Origin of the sequence: Streptomyces sp. SJL17-4 (genome assembly GCF_036826855.1) — a bacterium.
Classification (GTDB): Bacteria; Actinomycetota; Actinomycetes; order Streptomycetales; family Streptomycetaceae; genus Streptomyces.
The window spans coordinates 241,420-266,748 of sequence record NZ_CP104578.1; the positions used below are offsets into that span (position 1 = coordinate 241,420).

Here is a 25,329-nt window from a genome sequence, read left to right on the forward strand (position 1 = left end):
CCGTCCCCCGGAGGCCTCCATGCGCCTGTTCCCAGGCGTCCCGCTGTTCGCCGCGCTCCTGTCCGCCGTCACCGTCCTGGCCCCCGCGAGCCCCGCCGGGGCGGAGGAGCCCGCGAAGGCGGGAGGCAGCGCGCACTGCGCGCGCCAGGACCGGCTCCACGTTCCCGGCGCCGAGCACCAGCAGTCCGCCTGCCTGGCCGATCTGACGACCGCCGGGCTCGCGGGCACGCCGTACACCGACACGGCGGACCAGGCCGGGCTCGCTGCCCTGGGGACCCGTAACCCCTCGGGCGTGCCCGGCGTCCAGATCGACGGCTACTTCCCCGACGACTCGCGGCTCAACGCCACCCACGGCTGGGCACACGACGCGCAGTTCGTCATCCGGCTGCCCGACCGCTGGAACGGTGGCCTCGTCGTCACCGGCGCGCCCGGCACCCGGCGCCAGTACTCCACGGACGCGCTCATCTCCGACCAGGTCCTCGCCCGGGGCTTCGCCTACGCGGCCACCGACAAGGGCAACACGGGACCGGACTTCTTCACCGACGGACGCGGTCCGGGCGACGCGGTCGCCGAGTGGAACCGCCGGGTGACCGAGCTGACGCGGGCCGCGAAGAAGGCCGTTCGACAGCGTTACGGCGCCGCCCCGGAGCGCACGTACATGACGGGCATCTCCAACGGCGGCTATCTGACGCGCTGGCAGCTGGAGAACCGGCCCGAGCTGTACGACGGCGGCGTCGACTGGGAGGGCGTGCTGTGGACCTCGCGCGGCCCCAACCTCCTGACGAGCCTGCCGGTGACGGTGGCCCGGTCGTTCGGGCAGGCTTCCGACGAGGATCTGATCGGGGCGGGCTTCGCGCCCGGGTCCCGCTTCCTGTGGCCGTACCACGAGAAGGCGTACTGGGGGCTGACGCAGAAGATCTTCCGGGCCGAGTTCGACCCCTCGTACGACCCCGCCTGCCCCGGTTCCACCGCCGGCGGGACCGTGGAGCAGCTCTTCGCGCCCTGCGCCTCGGACGCCTCGTACGACTACGCGTCCCGGCCGGCGTCCGTCCACCGCGCGGTGGCGAAGGTCGCGCTCACCGGTCGGATCGGCAAGCCGCTCATCACCCTCCACGGCGACCTCGACACCCTGCTGCCCCTCGCCACCGACTCCGAGGTGTACGCGCGGATGATCGACGCGCGGGGCCGGGGCGGGTTGCACCGGTTCTACACGGTGCAGGACGGGACGCACACCGACGGCCTGTACGACACGTATCCGGACCGTCTGCGTCCGATCCTGCCGTGCTACCGCTCCGCGTTCGACGCGCTGACGAGCTGGGTCGAGAAGGGCGCGACTCCGCCGGCGAACCGGACGATCACCCGACCCGCGGGCGGAGACGTGGTCAACTCCTGCGCCCTGGAGGGGTGAGCCGCGGGGTCCGGTTCCGCTCTGGGCCTGAATGACGCCCGATGGCTCAGACCTTCTCCAGCGGACGGTGCGGACCCTCCGGCAGCTCGATGCGGATCGAGTCGCCGGGGCGCACCTCGCCGCCGGTCAGGACGATGCCCATGATCCCGGCCTTGCGCACGATCTCGCCGTTCTCGTCACGGCCGAGCACCTGCTTGAGCAGTCCGTGCCGAAAGTTGTCGATCTGGGCGCACGGGTTGCGGAGCCCGGTGATCTCGACGACCGCCTCCGCGCCGAGGTGCAGACGGGTGCCGGTCGGCAGGCCGAGGAGGTCGATCCCCCGAGTGGTGACGTTCTCACCGAGGTCGCCGGGAGCGACCTCGAAGCCGGCTCCGGCGACGTCGTCGAAGAGCTCCGCGTGGATGAGGTGGACCTGACGCAGGTTCGGCTGGGTCGGGTCCTGGGCGACGCGGGACCGGTGCTTGACCGTCACTCCCGCGTGGACGTCCCCCTCCACGCCGAGCCCGGCGAGGAGGGTGATGCCCTCGCGGTTGGGCTTGGTGAACGTGTACGTGCCGTTGCTGCTGACCGTGGTGACCGTGCCGTCGCTCATGGCGAGGAGCTCCCCTTCTCCGCTCTCCGGCGGTCGAAACACCGACCGCCGGACCGATGATCACATCGCGTGTGACCGTCTGCGACCCTACTCGGCCCACTCGGACCGCAGCGGCGCGCCCACCTCGTGCAGGTGGCCGAGGGCCTGGCGGTACGAGTCGACGAAACCGGTCTCCGTGTACGGCACGCCCAGGGCGGCACAGTGGGCCCGGACGGCGGGCTGGGCGAGGCGCAGGTTCGGGCGCGGCATGCTCGGGAAGAGGTGGTGCTCGACCTGGTAGTTGAGGCCGCCGAGGAACCAGTCGGTCAGGGCGCCGCCCTTGATGTTGCGCGAGGTGAGCACCTGGCGTCGCAGATGACCCCAGCTGTCGCCGTCCGCGTGCTCGTCGGGCCGCTCCATGCCCTTGTGGTTGGGGGCGAAGGCCATGCCCAGGTGCACGCCGAGCAGCATCTGGTGGACGAGGGCGAAGACGAGCGCCTGAGCCGGGGTGAGCAGGGTGAGCAGCAGAGCCGTGTAGCCGGCGAAGTGGGCGAGGAGCAGCGCGCCTTCGACGAGCCGCTCGCGGCGGGAACGGCAGGGACCGTCCTTGGCGAGCAGGGCCTGGACGCCGTACACCTTGAGCGCGATGCCCTCCAGGGTCGTCAGCGGGAAGAACAGCCAGGCCTGGTGACGGGTGAGGAATCCACGCAGTCCGGTGCGGCCGGCCGTCTGGTGCTCGGCGAAGACGAGGATGTCGGCCGCGACGTCCGGGTCCTTGTCGAGGTGGTTGGGGTGTGCGTGGTGGCGGTTGTGCTTGTCGTTCCACCACTCCCGGCTCATGCCGAGGAGGAGGTTGGCGTGGACGAGCTGGAGGATCCGGCTGACCTTGCGGTTCGCGGTGATCTGCGCGTGGCCCGCGTCGTGGCCGACGAACGCGGCCCGGGCGGAGAGCAGCGCGAGGGGTACGGCGAGGAGCAGCGCCCACCAGGAGGGGCCGATCAGGGCGAGCCCTGCCACGACGGCGGCGATGCCGAGGAGGTTGACGGCGATTCCGCGGGCGTACCAGCCGGGGCGGTGTTCGAGGAGGCCCTGTGACCTGACCGTCCGCAGGAGCGGGGTGAACTCGCTGCCGCCCCTGGCGCGGGCGGGCGCCGCGGCGGGTGCGGCGGCGGCCGGGGGCAGGACGGTGGCCTGGGACATGACGGGCTCCGGTTTCTGTCGGTCGGAATGCGGCGGCGACGCGGTGAAGACGGTGGCGGTGACCGTGACGCGGTGGCGGCGACGCGGTCGACGACGGTGGCGGTGAAGGTCGTTGGGCGCCTACCGAGAACGTACGGATTCGTGATCGTCCGGGGCCATGGCGTCACCACCCGTCCCCGGCCGGGGGTGCGCCGGGGGCCGGGGGTGGGGCGAACCCCACCCCCGGCGACTGTGGTATGGATCACGCGAGGCGGATGCCTTGTCGAGCCGGAGTGGTGAGGTACCCTCGGCCGCTCGGACTTCAGGTAGTCAAATTTGAGGAATGCGTTGTCGCTGTCGCACGGACCCGATGATTCCGCCCGCGAACCCGCTCAGGTGTACACCCCGGCATCCGCCAAGGACTCCTTCCAGGAGCCTTTCCAGGAGCCACTCCAGGCCCCCTCCCTCGAACTCACCCGCCACTCCGCCGTCTTCCTCCCCGCCGATCCGCCCCGCGCGGGCCGCATCGCCTTCTGGTCCTCGGACGGCGACACGCTGTCCGACCCCGACGCCCTCACCACCGGCACCCGGCACGACGGCAGGACCGCCACGGCCACCGCCGCCACCGGCACCGGCACCGCCACCGACACCGACACCGACGTCACGGTCGTCGACATCACGGTCGTCGACGGGGCGAGCCTCCGGCCGGTGACCGTCCCCGCACGTGCCCTCTCCGTGCGGGACGCCCTGCCGCTGCTCGCCCGCGCCCGCTTCTCCGACACCGCGTCGCCCGCGAGCGCCTTCTGGGGTGCCGCCTCACTCCTCGCCCTCGATCTGGTCTCACGCGGACTGCTGCTGCCCGGCCTCACCCCCGGCGACATCGACGCGTGGCGGGCCGGTCCGCTCGGGCCCGGCGAACTCACCGCACTGCGGACGCTCGCCGCTTCGATGCCTCCCGAGGCCCACGCCGTACCGCTCTCGTCGGACGAGCCGCCGCTCCTTCCCGAACCCGAGGCGCTGCTGCGCGCGTTCGCCGACGCCGTCGCGGACACCCTCCCCCGTACGCCGGCCGCTTCCCTCGCCGCCGGTGGCCCCGCCTTCGCCGCCGACGCGCCGCAGCCGATTCCCGAGCAGCGGGCGTGGGCCGCCGATGTGGCGGCGGTGCACGACGCGGGCGTCAGGCTCTCGCTCCGGCTCGAACTGCCGGGCTTCACCGCCGAGTCGGAGAAGGCGCCCGACTTCCGGGCGGTCCTGCAGCTGCACGGTGTCGCCGACCCCACCCTCGTCGCGGACGCGGCCGAGGTGTGGGCGGGCTCCGGGCGGACGGCGGCCGCTTTCGGCCCCCGGGCCCGGATGGACACCCTGCTCGGCCTCCGGCGCGCCGCACGGGCCTGGCCCCCGCTGGCCCCGCTCCTCACAGCGGCGGTACCCGACACCGTCGAACTCGCCGACGAGGAGGTCGCGGAGCTGCTCGGCACGGCGGGCCGGGCCCTCACGGCCAGTGGTGTCCAGGTGCACTGGCCGCGCGAACTCGCCGACCGGCTGACGGCGAGTGCGGTGATCGGACCGGTGGGCGGGGAGCCGCTGCCGCACGGACAAGGCACCGCCGGCGGGTCCGGTTCCGGCGCCGAAGGGCCTGGTTCCGGCGAACGCGCGCAGCAGCGCCTCGGGTCCGGTGCCGCGACGTTCGGGCCCGACGAAGAGGCGGAGGAGGGACGTTCCTCCTCGGCTCTCCCCTCCTTCCTCTCCGCCGACGCCCTGCTCGGCTTCAACTGGCGCTTCGCCGTCGGCGATCAGGAGCTGACCCGCGCCGAGCTCGACCGGCTCGCCGAGGCCGGGCGGCCCCTGGTCCGCCTTCGGGACCGCTGGGTGCTCGTCGACCCGGCCGAGGTACGCCGGGCCCGGTCCCAGCAGGACCGCGCGGTGACTCCGGTGGACGCCCTCTCGGCCGTTCTCACCGGCACCACCGAGGTCGACGGCACGTCCTTCGAGGTGGCGGCGACCGGCTGGCTGGAGCGGCTGCGGGAGCGGCTCGCCGACCCTGAGGGCGGCCAGCCACAGGTCACCCAGCCCCCGGCGCTCGCGGCGACCCTGCGCGACTACCAGCTGCGCGGGCTCGACTGGCTGCACCGGATGACCTCGCTCGGCCTCGGTGGCTGTCTCGCCGACGACATGGGTCTCGGCAAGACGATCACGGTCATCGCCCTGCATCTGCACCGCCAGGCCGACCCGGCCTCCGCCGGGCCCACCCTCGTCGTCTGTCCGACGTCCCTGATGGGCAACTGGCAGCGCGAGATCGAGAAGTTCGCGCCCGGCACACCGGTGCGCCGCTTCCACGGCGCGACCCGTGACCTGGAGGACCTCGCCGACGGCGGGTTCGTCCTCACCACGTACGGCACCATGCGGCTCGACGCGGCTCGACTCGCCGCGCGAAGCTGGGGACTCGTCGTCGCGGACGAGGCTCAGCACGTCAAGAACCCCTACTCGGCGACGGCCAGGCAGCTGCGGACCATCGGGGCACGCGCACGCGTGGCCCTGTCCGGCACGCCCGTGGAGAACAACCTCTCCGAGCTGTGGGCGATCCTCGACTGGACCACGCCGGGGCTGCTCGGCACCCTGGGCGCCTTCAGGACCCGGTTCGCCGCCGCGGTGGAGGGCGGGCGCGACCCGGCTGCCGCCGCACGCCTCGCGGCGCTGGTCCGCCCGTTCCTGCTGCGCCGCCGCAAGTCGGACCCCGGCATCGCGCCCGAGCTGCCGCCGAAGACGGAGACCGACCGGGCCGTCTCCCTGACGCCGGAACAGGCCGGTCTCTACGAGGCGGTGGTACGGGAGACCCTGACGGCGATCGCCGAGGCCGAGGGCATGGAGCGGCGCGGTCTGGTCGTCAAGCTGCTGACCGGTCTCAAGCAGATCTGCAACCACCCCGCCCAGTACCTCAAGGAGGAGCGGCCGAGGATCGAGGGCCGCTCGGGGAAGCTGGAGCTGCTCGACGAGCTACTCGACACGATCCTCGCCGAGGGCGCGTGCACCCTTGTCTTCACCCAGTACGTGGGGATGGCCAGGCTTCTGGAGGCCCACCTCGCGGCACGGGGCGTACGGACGCAGTTCCTGCACGGCGGGACGCCGGTCGCCGAACGCGAGGCGATGGTCGCCCGTTTCCAGGCCGGCGAGGTCCCGGTCTTCCTGCTCTCCCTCAAGGCCGCCGGTACCGGGCTCAACCTCACCCGCGCCGAGCACGTCGTGCACTACGACCGCTGGTGGAACCCGGCCGTTGAGGCCCAGGCCACCGACCGCGCGTACCGGATCGGGCAGGACCGCCCGGTGCAGGTGCACCGGCTGATCGCCGAGGGGACGATCGAGGACCGGATCGCCACCATGCTCGACCGCAAGCGGGAGCTCGCGGACACCGTCCTCGGGACCGGCGGCGACGCCCCGCCGGAGCTGACCGAACTGACCGATGCCGAGCTGGCGGAGCTCGTACGACTGCGGGGTGACGCACGATGAGCGGTTACGGACACGAGGGCGGCGAGCGGACGTTCGCGGCACTGCCCCCCGCGCGGGGAGCGGCTTTCGCCAGGACCTGGTGGGGTCTGGCATGGCTGAAGGCCCTGGAGGACACCGCGCTCGACGGCCAGCAGCTCAAGGCGGGACGGCGGCACGCGCGCGCGGGAGCGGTGGGGGCCGTGTCGGTACGGCCCGGCCGCATCACGGCGGTCGTGAAGGACCGGGACGGCACGGCGTACCGCAGCGACGTCCTGGTGCGGGAGTTCTCGGAGGAGGAGTGGGAGCGGCTCCTGGACCTCGCCGTCGACAGCGCGGGGCACATCGCCGCGCTCCTCGACCGTGAGATGCCGCCGCACCTGGTGGAGGACGCGGCGGCGGCCGGGCTCGATCTGCTGCCGGGGATCGGCGATCTCGACCCGGAATGCGGCTGCGAGGCGTGGGACCACTGTCCGCACACCTCGGCGCTCTGCTATCAGGTGGCCCGTCTCCTCGACGAGGATCCCTTCGTCCTGCTCCTCATGCGCGGGCGTGGCGAGCGCACTCTCCTGGACCAGCTCCAGGCGCGCAGCGCCTCGCGTGCCGCGCACGGCGGGCGAGGAGCGGACGACACGCCGGACGCGGACGCGGCCGAGGGCGGCGGAGGGATGCCGGGCGTGTCGGCCGAGGAGGCCTACGCGGCGGCGTTCCTCGTGCCGCCGCTGCCCGCGCCTCCGGTCGCCGGGGACGCGCCGGGCCGGTCGTTGCCCCTGGACACGGATACGGAACCGGAACCCGGGGTCGACCCGACCGCACTGGAGTTCCTCGCGACGGAGGCCGCGGGCCGCGCGCATCGGATGCTGGTCGAGGCGCTGGACGCCGAGGCGTCGGCCGCTGGGTCATCTGCCGGCGGGGCTCCCGCCCCTGGGTCATCTGCCGTCGGGTCATCTGTCGGCGGGGCGCCGGCCGGCGGCGGGTCTCTCGCCCCGAAGGCGCGGACGGCGACGCCCGTGGTCTCGCTGACGGTCGCTCAGGACGCGGTGCGAATGGCCGCGGACTCCCCCGAACCGTGGCTCACGGCACGACTCGCCTCCGGCTCGGGCCGGACGCAGGCGGAGATGGACCTCGCGACACGCGCGTGGCGGTTCGGCGGCGCCGCCGCCCTCGCCGTACTGGAGGAGGACTGGACGCCGGACACCGAGGCGCTCGCGTGGGCCGGGACCCGGCTCACGGAGGCCTGGGAGGACGACGAGCGCCCGGTCCTGCGACGGTCCGGGGGCGCGCGGTGGACGGTGGTGGGTGCGGAGGCGCAGCTGCGGCTCGGCGAGGACGGACGCTGGTGGCCCTACCTGAAGTCCGGTGCCCGCTGGTCCCCCGCCGGACCGGCGGACCGCGATCCGGCGACGGCTCTGGCGACGGCCTTCGCCGCCGGTCCTACTGGAGCCGGCGGCTGAGGGTGCCGCCGTCGGTGGACGTGATCGCCAGGCTGCAGGCGACGGCGTCCGAGCCGAGGAGGTAGCTCGTCCGGTACGGGTACTGGACGAAGGTGGTCCAGCTCGTGCCGAGCGGCTGGAGCTCGGCCTTGCGTCGCAGCGGTTCACGGCAGAGCAGTGCGGCGGCCTCACGGATCGCCGTGTCCGTGGCATGAACGCCGGTCAGGCGGAGCCGGGCGACGAGTTCGGCGTGATGCGGCGTGTCGCAGGCGCGCGGGAGAGCGGTGCCCGGCGCGCCGCGGTCGATGTCGAAGCAGTCGCCGACGCGCAACGCCTCGAAGGAGACGGGGCGGGGCGAGTCGCCGCCACTCGTCGCGGGGCCGGTCGGCCGGGGCGGGGCGGTGGTGCCGCCGGTCCGGGTGGGCGTCGCGGACGCGAGCTCCCCGGGGCCGACGGCCCGGTGCGGGGAGGCGGTCCGGCTCGGCGTGGCGTCCGAGGTCACGCCCGCTGTCGGCGTGTCGGCGGTGCGGCCGTCGTCCGTCCCGGTGTCACCCGTGCGCGTTTCGGTGGATCCTCGGCCGCCCGGCGGGATGGCCTCGGCGTCGCCGGATACGACCGGTGACGGCGCGCCGGCCTGGTCGCCGCCGGGCCGTTCGGCCGTGGACGCGCTCGGCTCGGTCCCGCCCCGCGAGGCGACGAACGCGGTCGCCACGAGCCCGGCCACGAGCAGCGGGACGAGCGGCACGCCGAACCGGCGGGCGCCCCGGGCGGCCGGTCCGGGCCGGGGCGCGCCGAGCCGGACGATGCGGGGCGACCAACCGGAGTCGGAATGGGGGACATGGGGGACATCGCGCGGTTCGGGTTCGCCCGGTCGGCGGTCCGGCGACGGGGTGGCGGTGGACTGGTGGGGCACAAGCTCAAGGTTCGCCGGTCGGCGGCTCCGCGGCCACCCATTTAGGGGCGCGGGGAGCGGCCTGTACAGAAACGTGACCATCGCCGGCCTCGATCGCGCCCGCCGCCCCTTCCGACGCCCCTTCTGCCACCGCGTCCGCCGCCCCGTCACGAACCGGCCCTACAGGCCGAGCCGGCGCTCCGCGCCCTCGACGGTCTGGGCGAGGAGCACGGCGATGGTCATGGGGCCGACGCCGCCCGGGACGGGGGTGATGAGGGAGGCGCGCTCGGCGGCCGAGACGAAGTCGACGTCGCCGACGTTGCCCGGGTTGTAGCCGGCGTCGATGACGACGGCGCCGGGCTTGATGTCCGCGCCCTTGATGAAGTTCGGCTTGCCGACCGCGGCCACGAGGATGTCGGCCTCGCGGACGACGGAGGAGAGGTCCTCGGTGCGGGAGTGGCAGTAGGTGACGGTGGCGTCGCGGCCGAGCAGGAGGAGTCCGGCCGGCTTCCCGAGGATCGCGCTGCGGCCGACGACGACCGCGCGCTTGCCGCGGAGTTCGACGTCGTACGCGTCGAGGAGACGCATGATGCCGCCGGGCGTGCAGGAGACGAAGCCGGGCAGTCCGAAGCCCATGGCGGCGAAGGAGGCCATGGTGACGCCGTCGACGTCCTTCTCCGGGGCGATGGCCTCGAAGGCGGCGCGCTCGTCGATGTGCGGGCCGACGGGGTGCTGGAGCAGGATGCCGTGGACCTCGGGGTCATCGGAGAGCGCCGTGATCGCGGAGACGAGTTCCTCGGTCGTCGTGGTGGCGGGCAGCTCGACGTGCCGGGAGCGGATTCCGGCCTTCGCGCAGCGGTTCTGCTTCATCTTCACGTACGTCACCGAGGCCGGGTCCGCACCGACCAGGACGGTCGCGAGACACGGCGTGACACCGGTGCGACGGGTGATCTCGGCGGCGCGGGCGGCGGTCTCCTCGACCGTACGGCGGGCGAGGGCCGTGCCGTCCATGAGTGTGGCGGTGCTGGTGGACATGGCAACTCCTGGGCGTCGTCTCTGACAGGTGATTCGCCCAGGCGCACGGCATCGGTACGGACACGCCGGTCGAGCACGCCCCCGCCGGGCCGCTCCCCGGTGGTGATCCACCTCAAGCGCCAGTCACGGCCCGAGCCCTACTGTACGTGAGCGGTCGGGAGCCGGTCCCGGACAGGGTGCGCGCGACCGGGCGCGCGGGCGCTTGTCGACGGCGCTCCCGCGCATCACGATGACCTCGACGGGCCGGGACGACCTCGACGAGGAGGCCGAGTTGAGCGACATGTGGGTGGCCGGACGGGCGAAGGCGACGGACGGAACGGCCGACGGTGGCGGCGGCGGGCGGACGAGGACGACGGACGGAACGGCCCGCGACCCCGGAGAGGCTCCCCACACCGGCGGGGCGGTGCCCGACCCCCAGTCCGAGGCCCCCGGCTCCGGGCAGGTCCGGCCGCTGGTCGCCGCGTCGTGGCGCCGTTCCGCACGCGCGCACGTGAGTCCGGACGGGGCGGCCCGGGTGGAGCTGGACGAGGACGAGCTCGCCGACATCCGGGACGGCCATCCGCTGGCGGCGGCGATGCCCGTCATCCGGGAGCTGATGGGGGCGTACGCGACGGACGGGGAGCATCTCCTCGCGGTCTGCGACGCCGCCGGGCGGATGCTGTGGGTCGAGGGCCACCCGGCGACGCTGCGCAAGGCGCGGGGGATGAACTTCGTGGCCGGGGCCCGCTGGTCGGAGGCGGCGGCCGGGACGAACGCGCCCGGCACGGCCCTCGCGGTCGACCGGCCGGTCCAGGTGGTCGCCGCCGAGCACTTCCGCCACCCGGTGCGGGCGTGGACCTGTGCCGCCGCCCCCGTGCACGACCCGCGCAGCGGGCGGGTGCTCGGCGCGGTCGACATCACGGGCGGAAGGCGGCTGGCGCACCCGCACAGTCTCGGCTTCGTCCAGGCGGTGGCACGGGCGGCGGAGTCGCAGCTCGCGCTGCTCGGACCCGCGCCGGAGGCGGGCAGGGCGAGCCTCGCGGCGCTCGGCCGCGACGAGGCCCTGCTGTCGCTCGGCGGGCGGCGGGTCCGGCTGGGCCGGCGGCACAGCGAGATCCTGGTGCTGCTCGCGCACCGCCCGGAAGGGATCGGCGGCGAGGAGCTCCTCACGCTGCTCTACGAGGACGAGTCCGTCACGCCGGTGACGCTGCGGGCGGAGCTGTCGCGGCTCCGGGCGCTGCTGGGACCGGATCTGCTGCGGTCGCGCCCGTACCGGCTGGCGGGTGGGATGGACGCGGACTTCGCGGCGGTGGACCGACGGCTCGCCTCGGGGGCCGTCGCGGCGGCGGCCGGTGAGTACGCGGGCCCGCTGCTTCCGGCCTCGCTCGCCCCCGGCGTCGTACGGCTGCGGGAGCGGCTCGCGGGCCGGCTGCGGGCGGCGCTGGTGGACCGGGGTGATCCCGGGCTGCTCGCGGACTGGGCGTACAGCAGCTGGGGCGAGGACGACCTGGTGGTCTGGCGGGCGTTGTGCGCGACGGTTCCGGCGCCTCAACTCCCTCCCGTACGCGCGCGTCTCGACTCCCTGGAGGCGGAACTGTCCTCCGGTGCAACGGTCTTGCAACGTCCGGGTCCGCACACTCACCGGTGAGCGCCGGCCAGGGACGGCCGGCGCGTCCCAGGGAGGCCATGCCGATGACCCGTTACGCCGCACCCGGAACCGCGAGCGCGCTCATGTCGTACGAGGCCCGCTACGACCACTGGATCGGAGGCGGGTACGTCGCTCCGGCGCTCGGCCGCTACTTCGAGAACCCCAGTCCGGTCGACGGGCGCCCCTTCACGGAGGTCGCCCGCGGCACCGCGGAGGACGTGGAACGCGCCCTCGACGCGGCGCACGCGGCGGCCCCGGCGTGGGGGCGGACGGCACCGGCCGAGCGCGCGGCCGTGCTGCTGCGGATCGCGGACCGGATGGAGAGCAATCTGGAGGCCCTCGCGGTCGCGGAGAGCTGGGACAACGGCAAGCCGGTCCGGGAGACGCTGGCGGCCGACATCCCGCTCGCGATCGACCACTTCCGCTACTTCGCGGGGGCGCTGCGTGCGCAGGAGGGTGCGCTGAGCGAGATCGACGACGACACCGTCGCGTACCACTTCCACGAGCCGCTGGGGGTGGTGGCGCAGATCATCCCGTGGAACTTCCCGATCCTGATGGCGGTCTGGAAGCTGGCGCCGGCGCTGGCCGCGGGCAACGCGGTGATCCTGAAGCCGGCCGAACAGACCCCGGCGTCCATCCACTTCTGGCTCAGCCTGGTCGCGGACCTGCTGCCGCCGGGCGTCCTCAACGTCGTCAACGGCTTCGGCGAGGAGGCCGGGAAGCCGCTCGCGTCCTCGCCGCGGGTCGCCAAGATCGCCTTCACCGGGGAGACCTCGACCGGCCGGCTGATCATGGGGTACGCCTCCGAGAACCTGAAGCCCGTGACGCTGGAACTCGGCGGCAAGTCGCCGAACATCTTCTTCGACGACGTGTGGGCGGCGGACGACGACTTCCGCGACAAGGCTCTCGAGGGCTTCACGATGTTCGCCCTCAACCAGGGCGAGGTCTGCACCTGCCCCTCGCGCGCGCTCGTCCAGCGGGGCCACTACGGCGAGTTCCTGGAGGCGGCGGTCGCCCGCACGGAGAAGATCGTCCCGGGCCACCCCCTGGACACCGAGACGATGATCGGCGCGCAGGCGTCGGCGGAGCAGCTGCGGAAGATCGCCTCCTACCTGGAGATCGGCCAGAAGGAAGGCGCGCGGATCCTGACGGGCGGCCAGATCGTCGAGCACGGAGGCGATCTGGCGGGCGGCTACTACGTCCAGCCGACGATCTTCGAGGGCGACAACCGCATGCGGGTCTTCCAGGAGGAGATCTTCGGCCCGGTGGTGGCGGTGACGTCCTTCACGGACTTCGACGACGCGATCAGCACGGCGAACGACACCCTGTACGGCCTGGGCGCCGGCGTCTGGACCCGCGACACGAACACGGCCTACCGCGCGGGCCGCGCGATCCAGGCGGGCCGCGTCTGGACGAACTGCTACCACGCGTACCCGGCCCATGCCGCCTTCGGCGGCTACAAGCAGTCGGGCATCGGCCGCGAGACCCATCGCATGATGCTGGACCACTACCAGCAGACGAAGAATCTGCTGGTGTCCTACTCCCCGAAAGCGGTTGGGTTCTTCTAGACCGCCAAGTCGAGCTCCCTGAAGGCAAACTGCACTCCAGAAGTCCGTTCCGAAGCGTCACCCATCGACACAGAGCCAAGACGCTAGGTGGGGAAAGGGGTCGCTCAGTCACATCTCCCGGACCAGTCACGGACCAGACTCCCGCCCGAGGGCGAGGCAGGCGGAAACCCTCTGACACCCATGGCGGCGCGGCGCAGCAGAACGTCTCAGGCTTTGCAACGCGCTCCGCGGCAGCCGCCGTGTCCTCGCTCCACGGTCCTCCGTCCAGCCCCGCGCGCTGCGGGTCAGTGAGCGGTCCGTGGAACGGTGGCGTCGTCAGTAGCGCGAGTGCGGTGAAGCGGGGGTCCTGTCGAAGGGATCGCCGGGGCGGACGAGGTTCAGCGAGGCGCAGATCTCGAGACTGGGAATGGGAGCTGGAGCGTGTGCCTCAAGGTCCGCGGCTGGGCCGACCAGCGGTGGACACCGGCCCGGATCAAGAGGCTGATCGGCCGGCTGTGCCACGTGAGCTACACGGTGGAGGGCACCTGGCAACTGCTGAAGCGGTACAGCTGGTCGTGGCAGCCCGCCCGGCGGGCGATCGAGCGCGACGACGTGGCGGTCGTGGTCTGGAAGAAGGAGACCTGGCCGCGGGCCGCCGATGAGATGCGGACGCTGTCCCCTCCGGGCAGAGTAGGAAGGACCTGTTCGTACCGAGGTGGTCCCGTGTGGTCCCGCGTGCTGGAGACGGGACGGAGTGATGCGAGGATTTGTCGTGACGTCGGAGTGATCGATGTTCCGCAGACGGCTGGCCGACAGCAGCGAGGACCTTCTGGTCCGGCTCGGGTCGCTGACCGCCAGGGCGCGAGAGTTGGCCGAGACGCAGCGTTCCCGTGTCGAGCTCGCCGTGGCCCTGCAGCGCGGCATGCTGCCCTCGGACCTGCCCAGTTTTCCGGGCGCCCGGCTGGCTGTCCGCTATGAGCCCGCCTACCACGGGCTCAACGTCGGCGGTGACTGGTACGACGCCTTCTCCCTGCCCGGCGGGCAGATCGGCATGTCCATCGGTGACGTGCAGGGACACAACATCGAGGCCGCCGCCTTCATGGGACAGGTCCGCGTGGCACTGCGCGCGCTGGCCTCCGTCACCGGAGACCCAGGAGAGCTGCTCGGTCGTACCAATGACCTGCTCATCTCTCTGGGCGCCGACCTCTTCGCCACCTGCACCTTCCTGCGGCTCGACCCCGCTGCCGGCACCTTGGAGTGCGCCCGGGCCGGTCACATCCCCCACGTCTGGGCCACCGCCGACGGCCGCTCCGGCATCGACGACAGCGAGGGCGGGCCTCCGCTCGGTGTGCTGCACGGCGTCGACTACCCGGCCACGCGCCACCGGCTCACCGCCGACGGTGTCTTCGTCCTCCTGACCGACGGGGTGGTGGAGGGGCCCTCGCTCCACGTCGACGAGGGTCTGGACCGGGTGACGAGGCTCGCCGGGATCACCGCCGTCGCCGGGCTGGACGTCGAGGCGCTCGCCACCGCCGTGATGAAGCTGGCGGCCACGGTGGGTCACGAGGACGACGCGGCCGTCCTGGTCGTCGGCCATGACGGCGGTCCGGCCCGGTCGGCGGCCGAGGAGTGAGGGGAGGGGGCTCTCCTCGGGCCCGGGTCGGTCCTCGGACCGGCCCGGGCCCGTGCCGGACGACGGCGCCCGACACGCAGGGCCCTTGCCAGGTCGTGGCGGCCCGGCCGGTGTCTGATGGCTGACGTGTTGGATATTCGCCAGTTCCGGTCCTCTACGGAGGCGGCGCTGATGTCGCTGGCCGTGGCGGTTTGCTACTACGCGGCCGGACGACTCGGCCTGATGGGCCGCCTCGTCGTCGAAGGCGTGGTGGTCACCCCCATCTGGCCTCCCACCGGCGTCGCCGTCGCCGCCCTACTGCTGCTAGGCGCGCGAGTCTGGCCCGGGATCGCCCTCGGCTCCTTCCTCGTCATCGCCTCCCTCACCACTCCGGGGCCCACCACCGTGGTCACCGTGGTCAGCAACACCGTCGCGCCACTCTGCGCCTTCCTGCTGCTGAGACGGGCCGGCTTCCGGCTCGACATGGCGCGGCTGCGGGACGGACTCTTCCTGGTCTTCCTCGGCGGGTTCGGCGCCATGCTGATCAGCGCGACCGCGGGGGTCGGACTGCAGGTGGCGAAGAGCTCCCTGGACAAGAGCGAGTTCTGGCCCGTCTGGCTGGCCTGGTGGGTGGGCGACACGATGGGGGTGCTGCTCGTCGCCCCGCTCCTGCTCGTCCTCGCGGGGCCGACCGGACGGTTCCGCGCACAGCGCTGGAAGGAGGCGGCCTTTCTGGGGCTGACGACCCTGATCCTCATGCCCATGGCCGTGCTCAGCCCGATGAGCATGCTCTTCCTCGTCTTCCCCCTGCTGATCTGGGCAGCGCTCCGCTTCCAGCTCGTCGGAAGCATGCTGTGCGCGCTCTTCGCCTCCGTGCTCGCCACCTTCGAGGCGACCTCCGGACGGGGCGCTTTCCTCCACCTCACGGACGTCGAGATCATGGCCAAGCTCCAGGCGTTCAACGGTTCCGCCGCCCTGACCGCCCTCCTTCTTGCCTCCGTCATCACCGAGCAGCGTGCGACCCGCCGGTCGGTGCGCCGCGCCTGCCAGGAACTGGCGGAGGTTCTGGAGCACCTCGCGGCGGGCGAGCCCTCACCGGGTCCTTCCGGCACCGCCGATACCCGGGCAGCCCCACCCGGCGGGCACCGGAATCCGTGATCCCCGCGCCGGAGCCGGCGCAGGGATCAGGAGCCGTACAACGACTGCAAGGCATGGGAACGGTCCGGCGCCAACAAGCTGGTGCGTGATGGCGTTGGAGCTGCACGGTCCTGAGCTGGCGGCCTGTTCCGTGAGCGTCCGGCAAAACACGCCGAGCTGGGCCGTGGCCTGGTACTAACCAGACCCTGGGTATGGACGCATTCGCTCAGCGGAGCGGCAATCCAGCAGCAGGGCCGAGACGAGCGGTGGAGCCGCCCCGTCTACTAGCCCTGCACACATCTCGTCTTGCGGGGAGAAGGACGCGCATGCCCGTTGCCTCAGCCCCGGATGGCCACTGCACCGAAGCCCACCGCGATCTTGTCCCTGAGCCCCGCGGATACTGCTGCCCCCACTGCCGTCGCCCCGTGCACCTCAAGCGCGGGATGCGGAGGGCGTAGCTTCCTGGGTGATCGGCTCATGGCTCACCGAGTAGGCCCCGTTCGCAGCGCGGGCTGGGAAGGCACGCCCGTGCTCAGCGTAGTCAACGAAGACGGCACCACCGAGACCGGTACTTTTCTGATCGATGAGATCGTCCGGGAGGGCGCGAGGCGGATGTTCGCCGCTGCTGTGGAGGCGGAGGTCGAGCATTCACCACGGAATGGCCCTCGCCGGCACCACATCGCCGGGGTGGCGCCAGAGGCCGCGATCGATGAGCGATGTCAGCAGGGCGGGCAGAGCAAGTCCACGGACTATCGAAGGCGCAATGGCGCACAGCTTCGCACGGCGGACAGTACCAAGGAGGCACGCTCTAACCGCGCGCCGTGGCCTGTGTCGAGCTCACGCACAGATTGAACAGAGCCCAGTGGGCCTGAGCCTCGTGCAGGTATCGGTTGCCCGACAAGACATCGCCGGCGGCGAAAGCCTGCGCCGCACGGGAGGCGTAGTGCGAGGCGGCTCGCGCGTACTGCAGGCAGCGATCGTCGTGTTCGAGCTCTGTCGGCAGTCCGCCCGGGCGGGCCGGCCGGCCCCTCTCCGTGGCGAGCTCCTGGAGTTTGTTCAGGCGGCCCAGAAGATCGGTGAGTGCCAGAGGGGAATCATCGACGTCGCCGGCTGGGGTCACACCGGCGAGCGTTGGATCCCGAGCGTCGACAGTCGAGCACAGGAGCGCCAACCGTCGAAAGCCGTCACCGACAGATACGTAGAAGTCCCCTGCCTTGTAATCGCCCGCTGTGTAGGCCACTTGCCCCTGCTCATAGAAGGCCTGGGCGGCGTCCCAGTTCGCCGTGCAGTCGACGGCGATGTCCGCCGTCTCCGGCTGTGGCGCATCGGGTGGCCGCTGCAGCAGCGCGGCGGTCCTTGCTGCACGCGCGGACTTCTCGCCTGAGGACTCTCGGCCGGTCGTCATCGCTGCTTCTTCAGTGGTTGTAGTAGGAGTTGAAACCGGGTGTCGCGAGAAACGGGAACACCTCGGTGGTGTCCACCAGCGCCGCGAACTTCTCCACGAAGTTGGTGCTTCGGTGGGTGTAGGTGAACACGGCGGTGATCACGGTTCGCACACTTGACAGTGGCGAGGGGAAGGCTTCCACGTTCGTCAGGGACGAGTTCCGGGCATGTTGTCTGGCTGTCTCCGCGTAGATTTCCGGGTAGCGCGTCGTCAGGTAATTGAGGGCGCGGTGTTCGTCGGAATTTCCGGCATTGTCTGCCAGCTGGGTAATCCTGTCGAACAGCTCACCCGCAGTCTCCTGGAACGCGCCTGCGTCGACTCCGTCGGGAGGAGGGATCTGGGCGATGAAGGACTCCGTGTCGAAGGAGTAGATCTGGTCGAAAATGACCATGGGGACGACGAGACCGCCGCACTTCTCGGACGGCGCCAAGGGACCGAGTGTGCCGATCGCCACGTCGGTGTCCGACCGGGAGGGTGAAGGACGCAGCGCCCCCAGGAGCAGATCGAGGTCCGTCTCGTCCCGGGGGACCAGCAGGTAGGTGTCCATGCCCTCTATCGTGAACACCCAGCACATCCTGCGGGCGAGGTAGCGGTTCGCCGGATCCGACAGCACCCTCTGAGCGGCCTGACTGTTGGTCAGCCTCGCGGTCTCCGCGCGGCCGGTGGCCTGGGCGAACTCCTTCTCGATGCTCAGGCTGGGAAAGCGCGCGTCGATCCGCCCGATCGCGTACACGAACTGCCGGGTCCTCGCCGGTGGTGCCGCCGTGTCGAGCTGCACATGCGAGGCTGACACCTCGGTCGGCTCCGCGGTCATCATGCTGAGCGGACTGTCCTCCGCCCCCGCAGGTGTGACCGTCGGCTCGTGGGAAGCAGCGTCTGTGTCGAGGTCCATCAGTTCTCCCGTAGGGGTGGTGAGGGGAATTCGCTAGCGAGACGTGAAGCGCACCCAGCGGTTGAGCGCGGCCGCCCTTTCGCGGCAGCTGCCACAGGGTGTGATCCCTGCCGACGCCGTCGCCCTCTTGATCGCGTCACCGAGGCCGACGTCCTCCTCGATGACGAAACCCGGTAGGCGCACCCGGAAACGGGGGGTCCGCGCATCGGATGTCGAGAGAGAGGCCTGAGCCTCGCGCCCTGCTGGCTTCGGCGATCCGTCTGCGTTCATGGCCACGGCTCCGGAACTGTCGACGACGCGGCCCGGACAAGGGTGACCGCGTTCAGCAACGGCGGAACGATCCGCCGTCTGGCGGATGGGGGACCTGACAACGCCTGAAGGAAGAGGGCGGCCGGCGCCGCGGGGGCGACCGACCACGCCAGAGCCAGTGCGCCGGTCACGAGCACTGTCGACAGGCTGGTACCGCTCAGCCACAGCACTCCGCCCCCCGGCGCGAGTGTCTCCACCGCCGCTCCCGGGGCACGCACTCCGCGGCGCCCCGCAGAGGCGCACAGATTGCCGTTCGGGAGCGGTCTCCCGGCTCCGTCGCACGATGCGACAGGAACGACGTGGGGGTGGGAGACGAGGGGCGAGCCACTGACCCGGCCCTGGTTTCCTGCCGCCGCCACCACGATGACCCCCCGCTGCGCGGCGAGGTCGAGGGCGTGTCCGAGGACCTCGACGGGAAAGCCACCGTGCTCGAATCCGGCACTGATGTTGATGATCCGCGCGCCTGCCGCGAGGCACTCCTCGACGCCATCAGCCAGGTCACGCGGTCGGGAGGTGGCCGGCCCGTACTGCTCGAAGATCGGTCGAACGAATACCCGGCAGCCAGGGCAGATACCCGGCGCGTCGCCGTTCCTTTTGGCAGCCAGGACCCCTGCCACCGCCGTCCCGTGCCGGGCTGATCGGCTGTCAGGCGGTGGTGAGTGCGGAGGAGCTAGGGCTCCCTCGGCGAAGCCTGGATGACGCGCATCCACGGGGCCGTCCAGAAGCCCGATGACGACGGAGGGGTCTCCCGCGGATGAGGACATGACGCGGTCGAGGCCCGTTGTGCGTGACCAGCTGGAGCCGACCACGGAAACTCACCTCCCGCTCGTTCGGAGCCATCGACCCGCGGATGTCCGGACTGCTTACGCACTCACGTGGCAAGGCGGAAGCGGGGAATGGAGGCACTGCGCAGTGATCTGAGCGCAATGGCAATAGCAGTTCGCGGCGTCCGGGGAAGCGGCGCAGAAGCCGGAGCACATCTGTCCGATCGCGGCGCAGTCCTCGTAGTGCCCTCCCATGGGGATGACGTCCCGCCCGCTGGAAATCCCCTGATGGTGCGCGGGGTACGTGTGGGTGCCTCGATATGATGAACATTCGGCAGTCAGCAGAGGAAACACGAGTTCCACCTCGCTCGCAGCATCCGGGGAACCAGGTCGGCGTGAGCCGTCCGTAACCGAGGTCGGGGTGGCCGTGCTCTCGGTCGCCAGTCCATACAGCTCAAGCCTAATTGGCCCAGGGCTCGTTGTCATTCTTTCGGTTGTTGAATCGGCGTCCAGATGACTGGCGTTGCCGGACCCCGGAATCCCGCTTTGTGTGTCCAGCCGCTCGGCACTCGTTTCTCGGGGCTCAGAGCCATCCCCGTGAGCACCTGCGAGCACCCGGGTGCGGTGGTCCAGCGTCTGTCCGAGGGCGGCGGCGGAGTGCGGGTGCAGTGGCGGCCAGTCGTCGACCCGGAACCGAGGTGGGTGAAGATGAAGTCATCCACGGGACGCGTGGCCTTGACGGCTCGCCGCTTCAAGGAGTGCAGCTGGTGGACCGAGCCATCGTCTGTCCACTCCTTGCCGGCCGTGACGACACCTCCGTTCAGGTTGAGCATGCCCCAGCCCGTCTACGGCAGATGGCACTGTGAGATCTGCAGGTGGATGACCGCCGCCGAACGCATGGCCGCGTAGTACATGCGGCCGAAGAACGCCTCAAGGTGCGGGCCGCGTCCTTGTTTGCCTACAGCTGTCAGCACACGGGCGACCTGGGTCGGGCTCGGCACGCAGGCCGTGGTCCGCTGCCTGCTCTTCCTCGCGGGAGAGGGAAAGCCGGCAAAGGGGTACCGCCCCTGGGGCCTGTCCGCTGCTCGTCAGTCACCGATCGACCGCCGTGAGAACGCCAGGCCATGCCCGGCAGGGGGGGATGCGGCGCAGCGCAGCCCGCTCTCCCACCTCCGAGAGGCCCGCCTTCCGTGACGGGGTCGCTGGGAGCGCAGGAACGCGCCACGGCGCAGAGAGCATCACCACGCGGCAGATGATCGGCAGATCATTCGATTAGCCGCCCGGGGGATGCTCGGTGCCTCGGAAGGAAGATTGCTCCACCCGTCGGCCCAACCAAGGCGCTGACCGGGGGCGGGGCTGCCCGACCCGTAGTTACCTCGGAAGTCCAGGCCCCTGTCCGTACGGGGCCCGTCCCGAGCGGAGTAATGGCGCCATGTCGCAGCCCCTCGCCCTCTCGGTCGACTTCGGCCAGGGATTCACGGATGCCTGGTCGGCCGTCGCCGAGTTCATCCCGAAGTTCATCGCGTTCCTCGTGATCCTGCTCATCGGCTGGTTCGTGGCGAAGGTGATCGCCAAGGTCGCCGACCGCGTGCTGCGGAAGGTCGGCTTCGAGCGGATGGCCGAGCGCAGCGGCGTCTCGAACACCCTCAAGGGGTCGAAGTACGACGCCACCGGCATCATCGCCAAGATCCTCTACTACGCGATCCTGCTGATCGCCCTCCAGCTGGCCTTCGGGGTCTTCGGCCCCAACCCGGTCAGCGTCATGATCAACGGCATCGTCGCCTGGCTGCCGAAGGCGATCGTCGCCTGCGTCATCGTCGTCGTCGCCATGGCCATCGCCCGCGCCGTCCGGGACATCATCCAGGGCGCGCTGGGCACGACATCGTCCGGGAAGGTCCTGGCCACAGCGGCCTGGGCCTTCATCGTCGGCCTCGGCGTGATCGCCGCGCTGAGCCAGGCGGGCATCGCCACCTCGGTCACCGGCCCGGTCCTCACCGCGGTCCTCGCCACGATCGCGGGCGTCGTGATCGTCGGCGTCGGCGGCGGACTCGTCACCCCGATGCGGGGCCGCTGGGAGCGCTGGCTGTCGGCCGCCGAGGTGGAGACGGGCCGCGCGAAGGAGCAGATCTCCGCGTACCAGAAGGGCCGCGAGGACGCCCGGAGCGGGATGCCGACGACGCAGGAACGGATGGAACGCGGTGCCACCCGCCGAGAGCCCCCGTCGGACCAGTTCTGACGGCGCCGCCCCGGCGGGCGGGCTTCTCCGGCCGCCCGCCGCCGCGCCGCTCGGTCAGCCGTCCGCGCGGACGTCCAGGAGGTCGTGCTCTCGGATCAGCCAGCAGACCGCCGTCAGCCGCAGGGTCGCAAAGTCGTGGCCGACCGGCTCGGCCCAGTCGACCTCAGCCAGCCAGTCGGTGAACCCGAGGACGTAATCGGCGAGCTCCCCCCGCCGGACGCTCCGGGCCTCCGGCCCCCGCTGCGCCGGGATCAGCGCGTCGCACACCGCGGCGGCATGCTGGTCGACGGCAGCCACCAGCCCCGGCTCGAAGGAGAACTCCGAGAGCCGGGGCATGTACGTGGCGGCGACGCCGACCAGCGGGCACGGGGGTGAATCACTCATCCCTCCACATTAGGCGCGTAAGAACACACTCAGACCGTGACCTTCGTCGCAGCCCCACGAGGACCTCCGCACGCACGCCGCAGTCTGGAAACGGGATCGTTGTTCAGGATGAGGTGGACGTCGAGGTCGTCGGGGACTTCCTTGTCGAGTCCGGTCAGGAACTTCTTGAACTCCACTGCCCGGTGGCGGCGGTGGAGGGAGCCGATGACCTTGCCGGTGGCGATCTCGAGAGCGGCGAGCAGAGTGGTCGTGCCGGCGCGGACGTAGTCGTGGCTGCGGCGTTCGGGGACACCGGCACCATCGGCAGGACCGGCTGAGACCGGTCCCGTGCCTGGATCTCATCCACGCAGAGGACCAGGGCCTTCTCCGGTGGGTCGAGGTAGTGGCCGACGACGTCGCGGACCTTGTCAGAAGGTCGTCCACGCCTTTCTGCGCAGCAGCGTATGCAGCCAAGCTCCGCAGCACTTCCCAACCACGCGAGGGGCCGGATGCGGTCACACCTAGCCGGTGCCGGTCCGCACCTATCTCCCTGCCAAACGACTCCAGACTCTGCACGCACTGCCAGATCGAGTCCGGCACCACATCCAGACCCGAAACGCCGCCGCACAGACTCAGCCCCGCTTCTCGAACCCGGTCGTAACGGCGTCGAAGTCCTTCAGCCGGTTGGTCGCCCGCTCCGCGGTCCAAGCCCTGGCGGCTTTCTCTCTCGTGGCGAGGGTAGGTGTTCCCAGAAGCTGTCAGGCCCACAGATGACACCGACCGCCCGCTCTGGGCGGCCGCCCGGCCGGGCGGACCTTCGAAGTCTCGCCGCCCGTGGCCGGCCAGGGGAGCCCACAGGTCAGGATCCTCCTCAGGTGCTGCTGAGCCTGACCACATCCCCCGCCGGTCCGCCTGCGCGGACCGCGATCCGGACGCCGGTGTCCGGGTCGGTGAAGGTCTGGCCCGGCTGGAACGCCGCGAGGTCGAGCTGCGTGCAGCCGGCGGGCGGCGTCGTGGACGGGTTGGCGCTCATGACGCGCACCGGGCCCTCGCCGGTCGGGGTCGCGGAGTCGATCCGGTAGATGAGGACACCGCTGGAACAGGCGGAGCGGTCGTTGCGTACAGGGCGGCGGGACTCGGCGACGTACGCCGTGGTCTCACCAGTGCGCAGTACGGCGATCTTGGTGCCGCCGGGACGCTCCACGGGAGCCAGGCGTACAGTGCGGTGTCCGCGGCCCGCGAGGCAGGCGACCTGTCGGTCACGAGTCCAGCCCAGCTTCCACGAGTGCCAGCCCAGGAACTGCGGGGCGGCCCCCGCGATGTCCCCCATGACGTCCCAGCCGCCCGCGTGCTGGTGGGTGGGGCCGGTGAAGGAGTAGAGGTCGGGCAGCCCGAAGGTGTGACCGGTCTCGTGAGCGACGACCTTGTGACCCCAGCGCCACATGTCCTGGCCGAAGGTCACGGCCCACTTGAGGCGGGTGCCGTCGGCGGCCACGCCGGCGGTGGCGGGGTCGTAGAGGTAGGTCGGGGAGAACGGGATCGCGGCCGCCGTCCGGGTGGGAACGATGTAGACCATGTCGTAGCGGGAGAAGTCCGCGTACGGGTCGGCGGCGGCGATCGCGTCGCGCACGTACTTCTCGTGGGCCTCGAAGGTGAGGCCGCGCGCGAAACCGTACGAGGTCGAGTCCGCCGGCATGCGGACCCACCGGTGCAAGGGGGTGACGGAGAGGCGGAGGCGGCCGTAGCTGGCCGTGCGCATCCAGTCGGCGGCGGGGGCGAGATGGGCGGCGTACGGCTCGGTGGTGTCGGTGGCCGGTGCGTCGGGGAAGTCGACGTACACGGTGAGGACACGGCGGGTTCCGGTGGCCGGCTGGAACTGGACGCGGTCGGTGTCGTGGCCTTCGTCCGTCCAGCCGGTCCGGCCGGGCAGCGCGCAGTCGGCGGAACGGAGTGGCACGACGGACGACGCGGTCGCGTGCGCCGCTGGCACGGTGATCAGGCACGGGGTGAGGGCGACGGCGGCGGCGAGGGAACGCAGGCGGGGCAGGGCGGACATGGCTCTCCTGTCGCGGGCGGAGGGAGGGGCAGAACACGGCGAGGGGTTACGCGCGGCCTGCGGCCAGGTCCATCAGACGGGCGAGGACGCGTCCGCCGGAGCTGGAGACGCCGTCGTGCTCCCACTCGTTGGTGACCCAGACGCGGGTGGATCCGACCTCGCGTGCCGTGTGCAGCGAGAGGCCGGCGTCGACGTACATGTCGTCGTGGTAGACGATCGCGGCGAGCGGGATCTCGTTGGCGGCGAGGCGGTGCGGGTCGTAGAGGGGGGGCCAGTCGGTCCGGGCGGCCAGTAGGTCGGCGGCGTCGGCGAAGGGGCGAAGGCCCGTGATCTCGCTGAACATCCAGGGGTAGATCATCTCGCCGGTGAGCAGCAGGGGATCGGCGTCTGCGGCGAACTCGCCGCATGTGGTGAGGGCTCGGGAGGCCGACCAGCCGGTGGGGCCGGCGCCCTGCCCGTACAGGGTCTCCTGCATGACGGCGAAGAGCGGGTTGTCGGTGAAGCCCGTCAGCGTCATGACCTGGTGGAGGAAGGTGTCGGTCGGTGCGCCGTCCGGGTCGAGGGCTTCGTCGAGCAGCCAGTGCAGGCGCTCGAATCCGTCCCCCATGCCGAGCAGGAGGCCGAGCGTACGGAGGCGGTGCGAGGTGAGCCGGTCCCCGTTCGGCAGGTGGACGTCGCCGGCCGTGAGGAGGTCTGCGATCTTCCGCAGGCGGGGGGCGTCCTCGGGGTAGCGGGCGTAGAAGTCGAGGACCCGGTCGCGGACGCGGGGGTAGGTACGGGCGTAGACGTCGTCGGCGGTGGTGGTGAGGCCGGGCAGGCCGCCGGTGACGTAGCAGGCCCGCAGGCCCTCGGGGGCCTGGGAGAGGTAGGTGAGGGTGATGAAGCCGCCGTAACTCTGGCCGAGGGTCTCCCATGGGGCGTCTCCGCACAGGTGCCGGCGGATCAGTTCCGCGTCGGCGACGATCGCGTCGGCGCGGAAACAGGACAGATGGGCGGCGAGCCGGTCCGGGGAGTGCCGGGCGGCGAAGCGGGCGGTGACGGGGGTGGAGCGGCCGGTGCCACGCTGGTCGAGCAGCAGGACCCGATGGGTCGTGAGCGCCTGGTCCAGCCAGCCGGGCGAACCGGTGGACGGACGCGGCGACTTGCCGCCCGGGCCGCCCTGGAGATACAGCAGCCAGGGCAGTTCCTCCTTCGCACGGGCGGGGTCGACGACTTCGCGGGCGAAGACCTCGATCGTGGGTCCGCCGGGAGTCCTGTGGTCCAGGGGGACGGTGAACGTGTGGTCGACGGTGGCGTATGCGGGGTTCATGGATCCCTTTCACGGCCGGGAGGAGGCCGAGCCCG

At 71.6% G+C, this 25,329-nt stretch carries 18 protein-coding genes, 2 pseudogenes and 1 riboswitch; of the genes and pseudogenes, 10 read left to right on the top strand and 10 right to left on the bottom strand.

What is annotated here, in order from left to right:
- Nucleotides 1-19 precede the first annotated feature (19 nt).
- Nucleotides 20-1,408 carry a tannase/feruloyl esterase family alpha/beta hydrolase gene (locus tag N5875_RS01115; protein WP_338491226.1) on the top strand — a complete coding sequence of 463 codons (1,389 nt, stop codon included), beginning with the start codon at nucleotides 20-22 and terminating at the stop codon, nucleotides 1,406-1,408.
- 46 nt (nucleotides 1,409-1,454) lie between these two features.
- Here N5875_RS01115 and N5875_RS01120 read toward each other — a convergent pair whose 3' ends face one another.
- A complete protein-coding gene (locus N5875_RS01120) occupies nucleotides 1,455-2,000 on the bottom strand; it encodes an MOSC domain-containing protein (protein WP_338491229.1) in 546 nt (181 codons plus the stop codon).
- A gap of 87 nt (nucleotides 2,001-2,087) precedes the next feature.
- Complete coding sequence (locus N5875_RS01125) at nucleotides 2,088-3,179, bottom strand: acyl-CoA desaturase (protein ID WP_338491232.1); 1,092 nt, start codon at nucleotides 3,177-3,179, stop codon at nucleotides 2,088-2,090.
- A gap of 327 nt (nucleotides 3,180-3,506) precedes the next feature.
- Here N5875_RS01125 and N5875_RS01130 point away from each other — a divergent pair, with 327 nt between their 5' ends.
- Both N5875_RS01130 and N5875_RS01135 read left to right on the top strand, forming a co-directional pair.
- Nucleotides 3,507-6,662 carry a DEAD/DEAH box helicase gene (locus N5875_RS01130; protein WP_338491235.1) on the top strand — a complete coding sequence of 1,052 codons (3,156 nt, stop codon included), beginning with the start codon at nucleotides 3,507-3,509 and terminating at the stop codon, nucleotides 6,660-6,662.
- Nucleotides 6,659-8,092, top strand: coding sequence for an SWF or SNF family helicase (locus N5875_RS01135; protein WP_338491238.1), 1,434 nt, complete (start codon nucleotides 6,659-6,661; stop codon nucleotides 8,090-8,092). Before N5875_RS01130 ends, N5875_RS01135 begins: the two co-directional genes overlap by 4 nt.
- On the opposite strand, the gene N5875_RS01140 is transcribed toward N5875_RS01135, so the two are convergent.
- Both N5875_RS01140 and N5875_RS01145 read right to left on the bottom strand, forming a co-directional pair.
- A complete protein-coding gene (locus tag N5875_RS01140) occupies nucleotides 8,073-8,984 on the bottom strand; it encodes a hypothetical protein (protein WP_338491240.1) in 912 nt (303 codons plus the stop codon). The two genes, N5875_RS01135 and N5875_RS01140, sit on opposite strands and share 20 nt — an antisense overlap.
- 159 nt (nucleotides 8,985-9,143) lie before the next feature.
- A complete protein-coding gene (locus N5875_RS01145; protein ID WP_338491242.1) occupies nucleotides 9,144-9,998 on the bottom strand; it encodes a tetrahydrofolate dehydrogenase/cyclohydrolase catalytic domain-containing protein in 855 nt (284 codons plus the stop codon).
- A 28-nt stretch (nucleotides 9,999-10,026) separates the two neighbouring features.
- Nucleotides 10,027-10,135, bottom strand: a riboswitch (ZMP/ZTP riboswitch).
- 65 nt (nucleotides 10,136-10,200) lie between these two features.
- Here N5875_RS01145 and N5875_RS01150 point away from each other — a divergent pair.
- The 5 genes and pseudogenes from N5875_RS01150 to N5875_RS01170 all read left to right on the top strand — a co-directional run bounded on the left by N5875_RS01150 (nucleotide 10,201) and on the right by N5875_RS01170 (nucleotide 15,942).
- Nucleotides 10,201-11,625 (top strand): GAF domain-containing protein, encoded by a 1,425-nt coding sequence (locus tag N5875_RS01150; protein ID WP_338491244.1) that lies wholly within the window; start codon nucleotides 10,201-10,203, stop codon nucleotides 11,623-11,625.
- 44 nt (nucleotides 11,626-11,669) lie between these two features.
- Nucleotides 11,670-13,193 carry an aldehyde dehydrogenase family protein gene (locus N5875_RS01155; protein ID WP_318210327.1) on the top strand — a complete coding sequence of 508 codons (1,524 nt, stop codon included), beginning with the start codon at nucleotides 11,670-11,672 and terminating at the stop codon, nucleotides 13,191-13,193.
- 501 nt (nucleotides 13,194-13,694) lie between these two features.
- Nucleotides 13,695-13,754: pseudogene (locus tag N5875_RS01160) on the top strand (transposase); the annotation flags it as partial.
- 208 nt (nucleotides 13,755-13,962) lie between these two features.
- Complete coding sequence (locus tag N5875_RS01165) at nucleotides 13,963-14,805, top strand: PP2C family protein-serine/threonine phosphatase (protein WP_318210328.1); 843 nt, start codon at nucleotides 13,963-13,965, stop codon at nucleotides 14,803-14,805.
- A gap of 171 nt (nucleotides 14,806-14,976) precedes the next feature.
- Nucleotides 14,977-15,942, top strand: coding sequence for an MASE1 domain-containing protein (locus N5875_RS01170; protein ID WP_338491247.1), 966 nt, complete (start codon nucleotides 14,977-14,979; stop codon nucleotides 15,940-15,942).
- A 787-nt stretch (nucleotides 15,943-16,729) separates the two neighbouring features.
- Here the strand turns inward: N5875_RS01170 and N5875_RS01175 are convergent.
- Entirely contained in the window at nucleotides 16,730-17,326 is a 597-nt protein-coding gene (locus N5875_RS01175; protein ID WP_318210330.1) for a hypothetical protein, read from the bottom strand.
- A 10-nt stretch (nucleotides 17,327-17,336) separates the two neighbouring features.
- Nucleotides 17,337-18,257 carry a hypothetical protein gene (locus tag N5875_RS01180; RefSeq protein ID WP_338491252.1) on the bottom strand — a complete coding sequence of 307 codons (921 nt, stop codon included), beginning with the start codon at nucleotides 18,255-18,257 and terminating at the stop codon, nucleotides 17,337-17,339.
- 704 nt (nucleotides 18,258-18,961) lie between these two features.
- Between N5875_RS01180 and N5875_RS01185 the strand changes: the two genes are divergently transcribed.
- Together N5875_RS01185 and N5875_RS01190 are read left to right on the top strand one after the other, a co-directional pair.
- Nucleotides 18,962-19,204: a hypothetical protein gene (locus tag N5875_RS01185; RefSeq protein WP_338491255.1), complete on the top strand. Its 243-nt coding sequence runs from the start codon at nucleotides 18,962-18,964 to the stop codon at nucleotides 19,202-19,204.
- Between the two features lie 1,558 nt (nucleotides 19,205-20,762).
- Nucleotides 20,763-21,566, top strand: coding sequence for a hypothetical protein (locus N5875_RS01190; protein ID WP_318210332.1), 804 nt, complete (start codon nucleotides 20,763-20,765; stop codon nucleotides 21,564-21,566).
- Nucleotides 21,567-21,620: 54 nt separating this feature from the next.
- Here the strand turns inward: N5875_RS01190 and N5875_RS01195 are convergent, their stop codons facing one another.
- From N5875_RS01195 to N5875_RS01210, 4 genes and pseudogenes are all read right to left on the bottom strand, one after another.
- Nucleotides 21,621-21,950, bottom strand: coding sequence for a DUF6401 family natural product biosynthesis protein (locus tag N5875_RS01195; protein WP_318210333.1), 330 nt, complete (start codon nucleotides 21,948-21,950; stop codon nucleotides 21,621-21,623).
- Between the two features lie 98 nt (nucleotides 21,951-22,048).
- Nucleotides 22,049-22,356 (bottom strand): annotated as a pseudogene (locus N5875_RS01200) (IS630 family transposase); the annotation flags it as partial.
- Nucleotides 22,357-22,800: 444 nt separating this feature from the next.
- Nucleotides 22,801-23,985 carry a M6 family metalloprotease domain-containing protein gene (locus N5875_RS01205; protein ID WP_318210334.1) on the bottom strand — a complete coding sequence of 395 codons (1,185 nt, stop codon included), beginning with the start codon at nucleotides 23,983-23,985 and terminating at the stop codon, nucleotides 22,801-22,803.
- Between the two features lie 46 nt (nucleotides 23,986-24,031).
- Nucleotides 24,032-25,294: an alpha/beta fold hydrolase gene (locus tag N5875_RS01210; protein WP_338491260.1), complete on the bottom strand. Its 1,263-nt coding sequence runs from the start codon at nucleotides 25,292-25,294 to the stop codon at nucleotides 24,032-24,034.
- Nucleotides 25,295-25,329: the final 35 nt, after the last annotated feature.

Excerpts from the sequence above, each read along its gene's own strand:
- N5875_RS01165 (WP_318210328.1), top strand. The coding sequence starts at position 13,963 with ATGTTCCGCAGACGGCTGGCCGACAGCAGCGAGGACCTTCTGGTCCGG.
- N5875_RS01205 (WP_318210334.1), bottom strand. The coding sequence starts at position 23,985 with ATGTCCGCCCTGCCCCGCCTGCGTTCCCTCGCCGCCGCCGTCGCCCTC.
- N5875_RS01170 (WP_338491247.1), top strand. The coding sequence starts at position 14,977 with ATGTCGCTGGCCGTGGCGGTTTGCTACTACGCGGCCGGACGACTCGGC.
- N5875_RS01125 (WP_338491232.1), bottom strand. The coding sequence starts at position 3,179 with ATGTCCCAGGCCACCGTCCTGCCCCCGGCCGCCGCCGCACCCGCCGCG.
- N5875_RS01195 (WP_318210333.1), bottom strand. The coding sequence starts at position 21,950 with ATGAGTGATTCACCCCCGTGCCCGCTGGTCGGCGTCGCCGCCACGTAC.
- N5875_RS01180 (WP_338491252.1), bottom strand. The coding sequence starts at position 18,257 with ATGGACCTCGACACAGACGCTGCTTCCCACGAGCCGACGGTCACACCT.
- N5875_RS01135 (WP_338491238.1), top strand. The coding sequence starts at position 6,659 with ATGAGCGGTTACGGACACGAGGGCGGCGAGCGGACGTTCGCGGCACTG.
- N5875_RS01210 (WP_338491260.1), bottom strand. The coding sequence starts at position 25,294 with ATGAACCCCGCATACGCCACCGTCGACCACACGTTCACCGTCCCCCTG.
- N5875_RS01190 (WP_318210332.1), top strand. The coding sequence starts at position 20,763 with ATGTCGCAGCCCCTCGCCCTCTCGGTCGACTTCGGCCAGGGATTCACG.
- N5875_RS01115 (WP_338491226.1), top strand. The coding sequence starts at position 20 with ATGCGCCTGTTCCCAGGCGTCCCGCTGTTCGCCGCGCTCCTGTCCGCC.
- N5875_RS01145 (WP_338491242.1), bottom strand. The coding sequence starts at position 9,998 with ATGTCCACCAGCACCGCCACACTCATGGACGGCACGGCCCTCGCCCGC.
- N5875_RS01155 (WP_318210327.1), top strand. The coding sequence starts at position 11,670 with ATGACCCGTTACGCCGCACCCGGAACCGCGAGCGCGCTCATGTCGTAC.
- N5875_RS01120 (WP_338491229.1), bottom strand. The coding sequence starts at position 2,000 with ATGAGCGACGGCACGGTCACCACGGTCAGCAGCAACGGCACGTACACG.
- N5875_RS01175 (WP_318210330.1), bottom strand. The coding sequence starts at position 17,326 with ATGACGACCGGCCGAGAGTCCTCAGGCGAGAAGTCCGCGCGTGCAGCA.